Annotated in this window: 12 protein-coding genes; 4 read left to right on the top strand and 8 right to left on the bottom strand. The window is 73.0% G+C overall.

Annotated features, from left to right (window positions below; translation table 11 throughout):
• Positions 1 to 83 precede the first annotated feature (83 nt).
• Positions 84 to 974 carry a hypothetical protein gene (locus WMF42_RS23105; RefSeq protein WP_437684728.1) on the top strand — a complete coding sequence of 297 codons (891 nt, stop codon included), beginning with the start codon at positions 84 to 86 and terminating at the stop codon, positions 972 to 974.
• 12 nt (positions 975 to 986) lie between these two features.
• On the opposite strand, the gene WMF42_RS23100 is transcribed toward WMF42_RS23105, so the two are convergent.
• Entirely contained in the window at positions 987 to 1232 is a 246-nt protein-coding gene (locus WMF42_RS23100; RefSeq protein WP_437684726.1) for a hypothetical protein, read from the bottom strand.
• A gap of 115 nt (positions 1233 to 1347) precedes the next feature.
• Complete coding sequence (locus WMF42_RS23095) at positions 1348 to 2928, bottom strand: aldehyde dehydrogenase family protein (RefSeq protein ID WP_061609175.1); 1581 nt, start codon at positions 2926 to 2928, stop codon at positions 1348 to 1350.
• Between the two features lie 315 nt (positions 2929 to 3243).
• On the opposite strand from WMF42_RS23095, the gene glgB reads away from it, so the two are divergent.
• Positions 3244 to 5484: a 1,4-alpha-glucan branching protein GlgB gene (gene glgB / locus WMF42_RS23090; protein ID WP_437684723.1), complete on the top strand. Its 2241-nt coding sequence runs from the start codon at positions 3244 to 3246 to the stop codon at positions 5482 to 5484.
• 501 nt (positions 5485 to 5985) lie between these two features.
• The gene (locus WMF42_RS23085; RefSeq protein ID WP_061609173.1) at positions 5986 to 6591 is read left to right on the top strand and encodes a response regulator; all 606 of its coding nucleotides are present in this window, start codon (positions 5986 to 5988) and stop codon (positions 6589 to 6591) included.
• A 146-nt stretch (positions 6592 to 6737) separates the two neighbouring features.
• Here WMF42_RS23085 and WMF42_RS23080 read toward each other — a convergent pair whose 3' ends face one another.
• The 6 genes from WMF42_RS23080 to WMF42_RS23055 all read right to left on the bottom strand — a co-directional run bounded on the left by WMF42_RS23080 (position 6738) and on the right by WMF42_RS23055 (position 12887).
• A complete protein-coding gene (locus WMF42_RS23080; RefSeq protein WP_437684721.1) occupies positions 6738 to 7355 on the bottom strand; it encodes a hypothetical protein in 618 nt (205 codons plus the stop codon).
• Complete coding sequence (locus tag WMF42_RS23075; RefSeq protein WP_437684719.1) at positions 7352 to 7909, bottom strand: FMN-binding protein; 558 nt, start codon at positions 7907 to 7909, stop codon at positions 7352 to 7354. The genes WMF42_RS23080 and WMF42_RS23075 overlap by 4 nt, the downstream gene beginning before the upstream one ends.
• A gap of 86 nt (positions 7910 to 7995) precedes the next feature.
• Positions 7996 to 9369, bottom strand: coding sequence for a protoporphyrinogen/coproporphyrinogen oxidase (locus WMF42_RS23070; RefSeq protein WP_437684717.1), 1374 nt, complete (start codon positions 9367 to 9369; stop codon positions 7996 to 7998).
• A 22-nt stretch (positions 9370 to 9391) separates the two neighbouring features.
• Positions 9392 to 10879: a hypothetical protein gene (locus WMF42_RS23065; RefSeq protein ID WP_437684715.1), complete on the bottom strand. Its 1488-nt coding sequence runs from the start codon at positions 10877 to 10879 to the stop codon at positions 9392 to 9394.
• Positions 10880 to 10977: 98 nt separating this feature from the next.
• Entirely contained in the window at positions 10978 to 12618 is a 1641-nt protein-coding gene (locus WMF42_RS23060; RefSeq protein WP_437684713.1) for a hypothetical protein, read from the bottom strand.
• Entirely contained in the window at positions 12615 to 12887 is a 273-nt protein-coding gene (locus WMF42_RS23055) for a hypothetical protein (RefSeq protein ID WP_437684711.1), read from the bottom strand. Before WMF42_RS23055 ends, WMF42_RS23060 begins: the two co-directional genes overlap by 4 nt.
• 127 nt (positions 12888 to 13014) lie before the next feature.
• On the opposite strand from WMF42_RS23055, the gene WMF42_RS23050 reads away from it, so the two are divergent.
• On the top strand, positions 13015 to 13701 hold the full coding sequence (locus tag WMF42_RS23050) for an SMI1/KNR4 family protein (RefSeq protein ID WP_061609166.1): 687 nt from the start codon (positions 13015 to 13017) through the stop codon (positions 13699 to 13701).
• Positions 13702 to 13827: the final 126 nt, after the last annotated feature.

Below are 13827 nucleotides of genomic sequence, written 5' to 3'. Positions count from 1 at the left end.
CCGGGCCGAGCTCTGCTGTCGTGCTACGACCGCCTGCTGGCCACGACGTCCACACTGGCCACCACCCCACCAGGAGGTAGGTTATGGGAATCGAACTCTCACAAGAGCAGCACGCCGTCCTCAAGGAGACCCGCGCGGTCGGGACCCCCTCGGAGTTTCAGGCCCTCCTTGAGCAGGCGCGCCCCGAGATGGACCGCATCGTCCGCGAGGTCATGGAGCCGAGCCAGCCCATCTCGACCACCCTCACGGAGCTCCGGGACCTCTACCTGTCGGTCGTCCAGTACGAGGCGCCGCTCGCGAGCAAAGCGTACGGCCCCGAGCGCCGCGCGCTGCTCCGCGGCGCCATCCAGCTCCTCGACACGGCGAACCTCTGGTTCGGCGAGGGCAAGCGCACCGGCGCCTACCAGGTGCGATCGATCGAGCAGGTGCTCAAGGCGAGCCGACCGTGGCGCGCGCGGCTCAAGGCGTTCGCCGACCAGGCGTTCGTCTTCGAGCCGGACGTCGCGGAGCAGCTCGCCGACGTGAACACGAGCGGCACCCTCGACGAGGAGGTCAGCGATCTCGGCATGCTCCTCCGCCTCGCCCGGCAGCACCAGGCGCGCTTGACGCCGGTCGGCCTCACCGAGGACTTCCTGCGCGAAGGCAGCGTCCTGCTCGACGAGGTGAGCGGCCGCGACCTGCTCGGCATCCTCGGCCTGCGCAACCGCGAGGAGGCGATGGCGCTCCGCAACTCCATCGTGACCTACGCCACGCTGCTCGGGTACGAGGCGCGCGCCGCCGGCGTCAACGCCTGCTGGGACATGCCCGAGGCGAAGCGCCGCTTCAGCGCCGCCTCGTTCCGCAACGCCCTGCGGAGGCTCCGCCCGAAGCGCCGGGGCCGCGCCGCCGCCGAGACCGAGCCCGCGCCGACCGAGCCCGCGCCGGCCGAGCCCGCGCCGGCCGAGCCCGCGCCGGTCGAGCCTGCGCCGGTCTGAACCGACTCGTCTTCACGCACGCGGGGCGCTGGATCCCGGCGCCTCGCGGCTCGCTTGCCCGTCCTGCTCGCGGGCCAGCTCCTCCAGGACCAGCGGCAGATCCTCGTGGGCGACGAGGCGCGCTCGGCCCGCCGCGATGTCGGCGAGGTCTTGCTCGAGCTCGGCGCGCTGCTCCGGCGCGAGCCTCTGCACACGCGGCGCGCGGTCGATGGCCGCAAGGATGGGGTCGCTCGGCGAGCCGTCAGGGTGGGGTCGCATAGGTGCAGCGTGGATCGGAAGGGGGCAAGGGGGGCCGCGTCCGGCACGGAAGGCCAGGGCCGCCGTCCCCCACCCGGCGGCCGTCCCTGGCACCCGGCCGGCCCGCGTTCCCGCCCTAGAACAGCTCGCCGATGCGCCGCAGCCAGCTCCCGCTCGAGTAGAGCGCGCGCAGGCCCCGCTTGAACCAGCCGTACGACGCCTCGGTGTACGGGAACCAGGTCGGATCCTTCGACCCCAGCGCGACGCGGTCCGCGTTGATGTGCTTGACGTCGCACATCTGCCGGAGGCCGTCCTCGCCCATCACCCGGCCGAAGCCGCTCTGCTTCACGCCGCCGAACGGCGCGTCGGGGAGGGCGCCGTTCATGAGCACGTCGTTCACCAGCACGCTGCCCACCTGCAGGCGCTCGGCGAGCCGGCGCGCGTGGTCGGTGTCCTGCGAGAAGACGTACGCGTTGAGGCCGAGGTGCGACTCGTTCGCCAGGCGGATCGCCTCCTCCTCGGTGGCGACCTGCATGAACGGCACGACCGGCCCGAAGATCTCCTCCTTCATCACCGTCATCGCGTGGTCGCAGCCCGCGAGGATCGTCGGCTCGAAGAACTGGCCCTGCCCCTGCGCGCGCTTGCCGCCCACCTTCACGCTGGCGCCCTTCTCGACAGCGTCCTTGATGTGCCGCTCGGCCACCTCGATCTGCGGCGCGAAGATGATCGCCCCCACGTCGACGAACTCCTTGCCCGGGTCGCCCTGGTTCAGCCCGCGCGTGATCTCGACCGTGCGCTCGAGCAGCTTGTCGTGGATCTCGCGGTGCGCGTAGACCCGCTCCACCGAGAGGCAGACCTGCCCCGCGTTCGCGAACCCGCCGAACACGATCGCCTGCGCCGTGCGCTCGACGTCGGCGTCCGCGCAGGCGATGAGCGGCGCCTTGCCGCCGAGCTCCATCACGCACGGGATGAGGCGCTCCCCGCAGGCCGCGGCGACCCGCTTGCCCGTGCTGACGCTGCCCGTGAACACGAGCATCTGGATCCCGCTGTCGATCAGCGCCGCGCCGGTCGGCCCGTAGCCGGTGACGACCTGGAAGAGATCCTCCGGCATGCCCGCGCCGTCCCAGATCTCCTTCTGCTTGAGGGCGATGAGCGGCGTCACCTCGCTCGGCTTGAGCACGGCGGCGTTGCCGGCCACGATCGCCGCGATCACGTCGCGCAGCGCGAGCTGGAACGGGAAGTTCCACGGCGAGATCACGCCGACAACGCCGCGCGGGGCGTAGTGGACCCAGCTGCGCCGGTGCTTGAAGAGGTGGAGCTTGATCTCGCGCGGCTCGAGCGCCTTCGGCGCGATGTCCGCGAAGTACGTCGCCGCGTCCGCCGCGACCAGCACCTCGTGGATCAGCGCCTCGTGGCGCGGCTTGCCGCACTCGCGCGAGAGCAGGTCGACGATCTCGTCGGCGCGATCGACGATGGCGTCGCGGAAGCGGAGGACGCGCTGGCAGCGCTCCTCGACGGGCAGCGCGCCCCAGGCCTCCTGCGCGCGCCGCGCCCGGGCGACCGCGGCCCGCACGTCCTCGGCGGTCGTGTTCGGGACCTCGCCGAGGAGCTCCCCGGTCGCCGGCGCGTAGCTGCGGATCGTCTCGCCCCCGTGGCCGTTCGCCCCCGGACCGCTGCCGTTGCCCCCGATCGCGCGTTCGCTCACCACCTGACCCATGTTCGATCCCTCCGCCTTTCGAGCCCCGCGTACTTGCCGGACGGCCCCCGCGGCTCGCTGCTCGGCGCCGGGACCCTACCCCTCTTGCGAAGGTACAGCAAATGAGCATTCGCCCCGTTTCTCGGCCGCTTCGCGCGCGATCGGCCCCCGACGTCCGATGTTGCACTGCGGACAAATGGTGAGCACAGGGCGGCCGCGCCAGGGGGAAGCCGCGGGCCGGGGCGATCCCGGTGCGTCGGGGCGAGCCTGGTCGGCGTCTCGGGCGGACTCTCGACATGACGTCGGCGAGAGGAGCCGGTATAGGCAGACCCCGACATGTTGGAACAACGAGAAGTCGATCTCATCGCGGCCGTAGAGCACCCGGATCCCCACCACGTGCTCGGCCCGCACGAAGAGGAAGACGACCTGGTGGTCCGCGTCTTTCGTCCGGACGCCACCGAGATCACGGTGCTCCCGGCCGATCCGTCGCTGCCGAAGCGGCCGATGAAGCGCGTGCACCCCGCGGGCCTGTTCGAGGCGCGCTTTCCCGGCGTGTCCTACCCGAAGGAGGGCCGCTTCCTGTACCAGCTCGACCTGCGCTATCCCGACGGGAACGCCTCGGTGGAGCTCGACCCGTACGCCATGCGGCCCACGCTCGGCGACATCGATCTTCACCTCCTCGCGGAGGGGAGGCACTGGGAGCTCTACCGCGTCCTCGGCGCGCACGTGCGCGAGGTCGACGGCGTCGCCGGGACGGCGTTCGCTGTCTGGGCCCCGAACGCGCGGCGCGTCAGCGTCATCGGCGACTTCAACTGCTGGGACGGCCGGCGCCACGCCATGCGCCGGATGGGCGAGGGCTTCTGGGAGATCTTCGTCCCCGGCCTCGGCGACGGCGCGCTCTACAAGTACGAGATCAAGACCCCGGCGGGGCACGTCACGGTGAAGAGCGACCCGCTCGGGCAGGCCATGGAGCTCAGGCCGGCCACCGCCTCGCGGGTCACGACGAGCCGCTACACGTTCCAGGACGGCGCGTGGATGCGGGAGCGCGGCCAGCTCGACTCGCGCAAGAAGCCTATCACGATCTACGAGGTCCACCCCGGCTCCTGGCGGCGCGTGCCGGGCGACGGCCCCCCGTACGAGCACGGGATGCGCTGGATGACCTACCGCGAGCTCGCCGACCACCTCGTCGAGTACGTGGCCGAGCTCGGCTTCACGCACATCGAGCTGATGCCGGTCATGGAGCACCCCTTCGACGGCTCGTGGGGCTACCAGGTGGCGGGCTACTACGCCCCGACCAGCCGCTACGGCGACCCCGACGACTTCCGCTACTTCGTCGACCGGTGTCACCAGAAGGGCATCGGCGTGATCCTCGACTGGACCCCGGCGCACTTCCCGAAGGACGCGTGGGCGCTCGGCCGGTTCGACGGCACGGCGCTCTACGAGCACCTCGACCCGCGGCTCGGCGAGCACCGCGAGTGGAACACCTACATCTTCAACTACGGCCGGCACGAGGTGCGGAACTTCCTTGTCGCCAACGCCCTCTACTGGCTCGACGAGTTCCACATCGACGGCCTGCGCGTCGACGCTGTCGCCTCGATGCTCTACCTCGACTACGCCGCGCAGGGCGGGGACTGGGTGCCGAACCGGTACGGCGGCCGCGAGAACATCGAGGCCATCGAATTCATCCGCGAGCTGTCGAACCGGGTGCACGAGCGCTGCCCGGGCGCGATCCTGTGCGCCGAGGAGTCCACCGCCTGGCCGTCGGTGACGCACGCGACGTACGTCGGCGGGCTCGGGTTCGACTTCAAGTGGAACATGGGGTGGATGCACGACACGCTCGACTTCTTCAAGCACGAGCCCATCCACCGCGCGTTCCACTATCACCAGCTCACGTTCGGGCTCATCTACGCCTTCTCCGAGAAGTTCCTCCTGCCGCTGAGCCACGACGAGGTCGTCCACCTCAAGAAGGCGCTGCTCTCGAAGATGCCGGGGGATTACTGGCAGATGCTCGCGAACCTGCGCGTGCTCTACGGCTACATGTGGGCGCACCCGGGCAAGAAGCTGCTCTTCATGGGCGGCGAGCTCGGCCAGTTCGCCGAGTGGAGCGAGAAGACGGAGCTCGACTGGGGCCTGCTCAACGTCCCGCAGCACGCCGGGCTGAAGAAGCTGCTCACGGACATCAACGCGCTCTACAAGAAGTACCCGGCGATGTACGAGCTCGACGACGAGCACCACGGCTTCCGGTGGATCGACTGCACCGACACCATGCAGACCGTGATCTCGTTCATCCGCTACGGGGACGGCGCGGGAGATCAGATGTCGCCCTCGGGCGTGCACGTGGTGTTCATCGGCAACTTCACGCCGGTCCCGCGCCACCACTACCGCATCGGCGTCCCGCGCCGCGGCGCCTACCTCGAGGTGCTCAACACCGACGCGACCGAGTACGGCGGCAGCGGCGTGGGCAACATGGGCCGTGTCGAGGTCGAGGACGTCCCCTGTCACGGGTTCCCGCAGTCCATCGTCCTGACGCTCCCGCCCCTCGCGGTGCTCTGGCTCGTCCCCGAGCACGACGCGTAGCCCTGAGGCTCGGTCCAGCGCGCTGAGCAGCGCGGCGCGGCGGGCGCCGGCCGCGCCCTCGGCCAGCGCCCTGCCGGGCGCCCGGCTCATCCCACCTCCTCGGACCTGCCCGCCGCTGCGGCGATGAAGTGTGCCTTGATCCGTTGGGGTCGGAGTACCCCTCTCCCGGTGCAGGATCGGCGTGCCGTGTTTCCGTTCACATCGGAGAATCGCGCCTGCTGATACAGCGCGCTTCCCCTCCTTGTTCAATTGTTCAACACGGCACCACGCGCGCATTGGGCTTCATGCGTCTCGCCGACTGGGATGTTCGAAACACGCTTGCTTCGAAATAAAAAGTTCTTTACTAAAGAGCATTCAGCACAATGGCTTTGGCGCTGTCGCTCGTCGGAGGGGCTGCGTTCAGTGGGGGTGGGACTTGTCCAGGCGGCGCCGGTTCACTGTCTGCGAGCGGGACGCGAGCGATCCGGCGCCCGCTGTCGTGTCCGGGGCCAAGACCTCCTGATGAGCAGCAGCGACAGGCTCCTCGGTCAGATGACGGCGACGGTCACCCAGGGGGGGCCGTCGCGCTTCCTGTCGCCGCCCCCCGCGCCCTCCTGGACGGGACCTGACTCCACGCAAGGGAGCGATGTCCGCAGGGTCCTTGTCATCGACGACAACCCGGCCATTCACCGTGACTTCCAGAAGCTCCTCTGCCCGGACTCCGGGGCGGCGTCGGACCTCGACGCGCTCGACGCGGCGATCTTCGGGGCGCCCGCGCCCGTCGCGAGGACAACGTTCCAGGTGGACGGCGTGTGCCAGGGTCAGGAGGGCTTCGAGAAGGCCAGGCGGATGCAGCGGACCGGCCGCCCCTATGCGCTGATGTTCGTGGACATGCGGATGCCGCCGGGCTGGGACGGCATCGAGACGATCGAGCGGATCTGGTGCGAGTGCCCGGACATCGAGGCCGTGATCTGCAGCGCTTACTCGGATTATTCATGGCACGACGTGATCCGGCGCCTCAAGCGGCCCGAGCTGCGGCTCCTGCGCAAGCCGTTCGAGAGCAAGGACGCGCTGGAGCTCGCCTGGTCGCTCACGTCCCGCTGGCTCAAGCGGGGCGCGCGGCGGTGAGGAGCCCGCGTCGGGCGGGCGTTGACGCGCGAGGGGCTGTGGCTGCTGCTTCGAGCGGGTCGGGAAACCCACCCTGCTGACGCCCGGCTGGAGCTGGTCTCCCCGCCGCTCGGCCGAGTCCCCGGCGTCGTGGGCGCGGGCGCGCCCTATTCTGCCTCCGAGGGCGGCGGCGCCTCGCCCCGCCGCGACCGCCTCGGCGACCACATGTCCACTGTCGAGACGACCGCCATGGCGCCGAGCGACACGAGCATCGCCACGCCGGAGACAGGCATCAGCGCCGCCGCGCCGGGCGCGCCCCGGATGAGCCACGGCGCCGCCATGTGCAGCCCGCTCGTGAAGACCGCGGCCACGACGCCGGCGGTGTGCAGCCACGACGGCAGCCTCGCGAGCAGCCAGAGGTGCGCGAGGATCAGCACGTAGACGGGCACGGAGAAGAGGTGGAAGTGGGTCACCTCGAGCAGCTTCCGCTCGGAGATCTGCTCCACCAGGACCCGCGGCGTCTCCGGCGTCGCGGGGAGATCGAGCTCCGGGCCGAGGTCGAGCGCCGGCCCCTCGGCCGGGGCGGCCGTCTGCGTCGGGGCGGGCGCGACCACCGCCGCGCCCGCATAGTACCCGGCGGACCCTGCGTCGTGCACCATCGCCCCGTAGAGGCGCCACGACACGAGCAGGCCGATCACGGACGCGACGGTGAACGCCGTGTACAGGAGCTTGGCGCCCAGCGAGAGCGACCTGAGCCGCCCCGCTGCCGCGGTGAAGTCTCTCACAGCCCGCCGCGCTTCAGCGCGAGCTGGAGGACGAGCGTGTCGCGCTTGACGCCGAGCGCCACGGAGCGGGACGAGATGGACGCGCCCGACACGATGTCGATGTCCTTGCCCGCGGTGATCGGGTCGTTCGCTGTCTTGCCGTGGAACTGGGCGCGGAAGCGATCGCCGCGGACCTCGTCGCCGTACGCCTCGCGGTACTCCAGGATCTCGATCCGCTCCACCGCGCCGGCCGTCGAGAACTTCACGGCGAAGTCGATCGGCTCGTGCATCCCCTTCTCTTCGTCCTTGATGGCGTAGCCGTCGGTCTTGCCGTCCGACTCCGCGACGTACACCACCCACGCGTGCTTGACCGGCGCCCCGAGCTTCTTGCCGAGCTCCTGCGCCTCCGCGTCGCTCAGGACGACCTTGCGGTACCCGACCTTCTTCGAGCTCGCGAAGAAGCTCTTCAGGACGGCCGGGACCGTCCAGTACGTCGCGCCGTGGGCAGGGAGCGCCGCGAGCAGGAGCGCGAACGCGGCGGCGGCGGCGAAGTGGCCAGTACGGGAAGCACGCATCAAAGCTCAGACGAACCTGTCACTCATGAAAGTCAGAGTCAACAGCGTTCGGGCGGTGAATCCCGTCGTTTCAGCGGCCTGGGGCCTCAGTCGCGCACCTGCACGTCGAGGTAACGCTCCGCGTTCAACACCCACGCTTCCGGGCTCTGGCCGGCCTCGACGTGCGCCACCGCGTCGGCCGCGATGGCGGCGCAGTGGTCCAGGTTGCAGTGCAGGAACAGCGCCTGCCGCCCGAACGGGAGCGCGCCGAGCGCGGCGGCGCGGCGCATCGCCGCGCGCCAGTCCTGGAGCCAGCCGCGGCGGTAGAGCGGGTACACGTTCGGCACGAAGCGCTGCCGGGCCTCGACCGGCGCGACCCCGCGCGGGGCGATGCCCGCGCGCACGAGCTGGTCGAGCAGCGCCTCCAGCGGCCGGCCCGCGGCGAAGTCGCGCCCGCGGCCCCAGGCCCCCTCGGGGATCTCCACGCACAGCACCGTCTCGCCGGGGCGGCGCAGATCGGGCGCGTAATTCTGCAGCTCGGAGACGCGGCCGAACCAGAAGCGCGGGTCGGGGCAGTAGTACGTCTCCGGCGTGCCTACCCGCGCGCGCGGGTAGGCGAGGTAGACGAGGTAGAGCCCGCGGTGCTCGAGGCGCGCGTCGGGCACGAGGTCCGCGAGGTCGCCCGCGAAAAGGACCGGCGCCGCGCCGGCGCGCGCGCCCAGCGCGGCGAGGTCGAAGGCGGCGCCGCACTCGGCCCGGACGCCGGCCTCGGCGAGCCGCGCCTCGAGGTACGCGATGATCGACGAGATGCCGCCCGGCGGGTAGACGAACCGCGCGAGGTCCGCCGCGGCGCCGCCGCGCGCGCGGGCGAGCTCCTTGAAGAGCGCGAGCGGGCTTGTCGTGCTGATCCGCTTCTTCGCGACCGTCTGGGAGAGCTCGGCCGGCGGGATGCCCCAGACCTTCTCGGCGTAGGGCCTGTAAAACGAGGCGTACGCGGCCGCCCCGACGCGATCGCGCACGAACCGCTCGAAGCCGACGTCCTCGCCCGCGATCGCGCGGTCGCGCTCCCAGCGCGCGAACGCCGCGCGGCGGCTGCGCTGCGCCACGAAGCCGAGGCCCATCGCGGCGCCGGCGCGGAGGCCGAGCGCGCGGAGCATCGAGGGGGCGCTCGGAGGGTAGGGGACATGGCGCTCGCCGAGCACGAGCACCCCGCGCCGCGGGCGCGTGAGGAACGGCGCGCGCGCGTGCACCTCGCGGAAGAGCGGCTGATCGAGCGCGGCCGGGTGGAGCCGGTGCGAGCCGAGATCGCACGGCAGGCCGCGGAACACCTCGGCGCCCGCGAGCCCGCCGGGGCGCGCCGCGCGCTCCAGGAGGCGCACGCGCCGGCCGGCGCGCGCGAGCAGCAGCGCGGCGTACAGGCCGGAGATGCCGGCGCCGACGACGAGGCGCTCGGGCCCCGCGTCGTCTGGGCGGAGTGACATGGCGTGCCCTCGGCCCGTGCGCTCAGTACATGAACCCGAGCCCGACGTTGAGCTGCGTCTGGTCGAACCCCAGCGTGCGGTCGCGTAGCTGGTAGTCGGCCTTGAGCACGACGCCCTGGGTCGGCCTGTACGAGGCGCCGAGCGTGAGCTCGCGGACGCCGTACGACGCGTTCGCCGCGAAGCCCTCGGGCACCGCGGACTGCGTGTCGTACGCCTCGAGGCGCGCGAACGGCAGCAGCTCGTGGCCGAGGTCGAGCGGGCGGAGCACGTCGTAGGCGGCCTCGACGTAGCCGCCGCGGATCCGGCTGCCGGTGGGGCTCGTGGGGTCGATGAAATTGGGCGCGCCGCTCGCGTTGAACGAGACCATGAGCGCGCGCGCCTCGGGGAGGTGCCACTGGGCGAACAGGGCCCGCGCCTCGATGCCGCTCCTGCGCCAGCGCGCGTCGAGCGACCAGCCGATGACCGGGATCGTGAGGTCGACCTGTGTGCCGTCACGAAGGAAGAATTTTCCGTCGCCGTTCGGGCCTGCGTCGCTCGCGTACACGGAGGCGCCGGCGATCACGCCGAGCAGCGGCTCGGCCTCGACGCGGGCGACGCCTGCCCACGCGTTGGCGCGGGCGAGCGCGCCGCTCTGCCGCCCGCCGGCGAGGCCGCCGGCGCGGAAGCCGAGCGGATCGAGGCCGGTCATCGCGTAGGCCTCGAAGCGCAGCCAGTCGAGCGGCTGGCCGAAGGCGCCGATCGCGATCTCGCGCCACGTCGAGGGGATGACGACGGTCTCCACCTTGGGCCGGACCACGCCGTGGAACACGGGCGGCTCGTGCCACTGGTTGATGATCCCCATCGGGACGAGCACGAGGCCGGCGCGCAGCCCGAGCGCGCGGCCGGCGACGTTCCATTCGAGGTACGCCTGCTCGAGCTCCGCGGCGCCGGGGCAGCCCGCGCAGGACAGCGAGTGCTCCACCTCGATCTCGACGTAGGACCGGATGTCGCTCGTGAACTCGTGCGCCACGAAGAGCACGAGCCGCGGGATGTCGGCGACCCACGCGCGCTCGCCCTCGCGGCCCGTCGTGGTGCCGCGGACCTGCACCTCGCCGTAGCCGCCGATGGATGTGCTGCTGGTGCTCGCCGCGGCGCTCCGGAACCGCTGCTCGGTCAGGCCGCGCGCGAGCTCGTGGTCCGGCGCCTTTCCAGCGCCCAGGCCGACGGCGGGCTTCGGCGCCTCGGGCGGCGGCGCGGCGTGCTCGGGGGGGAGATCGAGGACCGGGCCATCCTCGGCGGGCTGAGGGGCAGCGGGCTGAGGTGCCGCCGCGGGTTCCGGGGCCGCTGCGGGTTCCGGGGTCGCAGCGGGTTCCGGGGTCGCAGCGGGCTGAGGGGCAGCGGGCTGAGGTGCCGCCGCGGGCGGCGGTGCCGCAGGCTGAGGTGCCGCCGCGGGCTGCGCGGCGGCCGGCGTGGCGGCGGCAAGGGACAGCAGCAGCGCGCTGAGGGCGACACCCGCAGGGCGAGGCCGCAAGGACGAGGTCGCTTTCATGGACGAGGGCCGGTCGCCCGGCGAGGCGCTCGGCAGGGCGCGAGTCTTCGCGCCCCTGAAAACGGAGGTCAACCTCGTTCTCAGCGCGCTGTCGCGTCGCGCGGCGGGCGCGGCAGCGCCGGAGCGGCCGGAGGCGCCGAGGGCACCGCCTCGATCAGGGAGAGATCGCTCCAGAGCGCGTCGACGTAGCGCGAGCGCGGGCGCGCGAAGCGGGTCGAGATCGCGTAGCCGCGGCCGGCGAGCGCGTCGCGCGCCTCCCGAGAGAGCGCCTCGCTGGTGATGAGCGCGCCGCCGGGGCCGGCCTGCTCGAGGGCGCGCACAAGCGCGGCGTCGCTGCGGACGCGCACCGGCCGCCGGCCCGGCGCGCCCTCCAGGATCATCCGGTCGAGGTCGCGCGTGATCACGGGCCGCTGCTCGGCGTCGGCGTCGCGCAGGAAGCCCACGATCGCGGCCGCCGGCGAGGGATCCCGGTGCTGGCGCGCGAGGGAGATCCCGTCCGCGAACCACTGCGCCGCGAGCGCCGCGGCGAGCACGGCGGGCGCAGCGGCGCGGATCGCGAGCAGGCGCGGCGCGCGCGCCGCGGCGGCAGGCACGAGCGACGCCGCGCCGGCGGCGAGGGCGACGAGGAGGAGCGGGACGAGCGGCAGCCAGTGCCGCGGCTTGTAGGCGATGTTCTGCCCGAGGAGCGCCCACACGAAATAGGCGAGCGCGGAGGCCCAGAGCTCCGGCTGATCGCGCGCCGCGCGCGCCGCGCGTCGGAGGGGCGCGGCGCGGCGCGCCGCGGCGACGAGGAGCGCGATCAGGAGCGGCGCGCCGAGCCACCGCGCCGCCGGGGCGTCCGGCCACGCTCCGCCGAGGCCGTTGGCCCAGAGGCCCCAGACAACGCCGTGGAGGCGATCGAGCGGCGACGAGACGGTGATCGCCGTGCCTCCCCAGCGGGTGAAGTGCCCGATCCCCTGGACCCACGTCGCGGCGACGAGGTCGCGCGGCGTCGCGATCAGCACGAGCGGCACGAGCCACAGGAGCACGCCGGTCGCGAGGTCGCGGCCGCGCGCGAGCCACGCGGCGCGGCCGCCCTCGGCGCGGGCGATGGCGGCGAGGCAGGCGAGCGCGAACGGGAAGTACGAGAGCCGCACGCCGAGCCCCACGCCGAGCAGCACGAGCGCGCCCGTGCGCAGACGCGCCGCGCGCGCGTCGAGAGGGCCGTCCTCGGGCTGCGCGTCGAGCGGACCGGCCTCGGGCCGCGCGGCGGACGTGGCGCCCGCTGCGCTGCCGAGGCGCCGGGCGCGCGCGCAGAGCCAGAGCGCCGCGGTCGTCACAGCGGCGCCGGTCATGTCGCTGAGGAGCTTCTCGGAAGAGAGCCACAGGAACGGCGAGGCGAGCGCGAGCACGCCGGCGAGCACCGCGGCGCGCCGCCCGGCGACGGCGCGCGCGAGCAGCGCGGTGAAGGCGACGGTGGCCGCGCCCGACGCGGCGCTGACGAGGCCCAGCGCGGCGCGCGGCGTCGCGCCGAGCAGCGCGGCCCCCTTCGCCGCCGCGATGAACACGGGGTAGTACGGCGCGTGCGGGCGGAGCTCGGCCACGTCGAAGCGCTCCACGCCGAGCGCGAACCGGAGCGCGTCGATGTCCTCGTCGTGGTCGATGCGGAACAGCAGGCGGGAGGCGAGCGCGGCGGCGGTGAGCGCGGCGAGGGCGAGCGCGTCGCGCCGCTCCTCCCTCACGAGCCCGAGCCGGAGCCCGATCCGGGCGCGTGCGTCGGCGCGCCGCAGTCCGGTTGATCCGCGCCCGGCGCGCCTGCGTCGACGATCGCGCCCGAGCCGGAGCCCGAGCCGGGCAGCGGCGCCGCGGGCGTGTCGCACCGATCGAACAGCTCCTCGCCCGCGTAGTCGAGGCACGCGGTCGCGAGCGACACGAACACGAACGTGACGCCCGCCACCACGAAGGCGGTGCGCGCTGTGCGAAGCGATGTCCAGGACCCCGAGCCGGCCACGCAAGCACCGTGCCGCCAGCGCAAATGACTGTCAAGCGCCGGCGCTCCGCGGGCCGCGGACGCGTCGCGGCGCCGGGCGTCGCGCGTTTTTTGCTCCTTCAACCGACGGGCGCGTAGGGTCGCGCGCATGAAGTGGCTCGAGTCGATGCACCGCATCCGCGCGCTCAAGCTGGAGCTCGCGCGGATGGATCCGCGGCGGGGGATGCCGATCGCGCCGCCGGCGGGAGCGTCCGAGGCGGCGATCGCCGGCGTCGAGCGTCGCCTCGGGATGTCGCTGCCGCCGAGCTACCGGGAGCTGCTCGCGCGGCACGACGGCTGGCCGCAGCTCTTCGAGGGCGCCAGCCTGCTCGGGGTGCGCGCGCTCGCGCGCGGCTCGTACGTGGATGTCGGGCGGATGGTGCTCGAGCACTGCGAGAGCGAGCAGGCGCGCGGCGCGGGCGATCGCGACGCCGCGCCGGCGATGGTGCGGGGCCGCTACGGCGCGCGGAGCGCGCTCGTCCCGTTCGGGATCGACGCGGCGGCCGAGACCGTGTTCGCCTGGGATCCGGAGGCGAGGGCGCCTGACGGCGAGCTCGAGGTGATCCTCTGGACGAACGACATCGGGCTGCGCCTCTCGGGCCTCCCGGAGCTGCTCGACATGGTGAAGGACATGCTCGCCGCGGAGCTCGACGATCGCCGCCAGCGCGCCGCCGCGCAGCTCGAGCTGACGCCGCGCCAGCGCGCCTTGCTCGCGCCGAGGAGCCGCCCGCGCGCCGTGGCGGTGCCGCTCACGCCAGCGCCTCGCTCGTTCGCGAGGAGCGCGATCACGGGCTGAGCCCGCGCCGCGTCAGGAAGCCCGTCCTCGTCGCTGCCCGCGTCGGGAGCGCGTCCTCTGGACCTCGAACGCGCTCGTAACAAGGCACACGCCTGCGCGCGTCGCGCGCAGGGCGCCGGGGGGAAG

Source organism: Sorangium sp. So ce176, assembly GCF_051519835.1.
Lineage (GTDB): Bacteria > Myxococcota_A > Polyangia > Polyangiales > Polyangiaceae > Sorangium > Sorangium cellulosum_G.
This window is presented reverse-complemented; position numbering and strand designations above follow the sequence as displayed.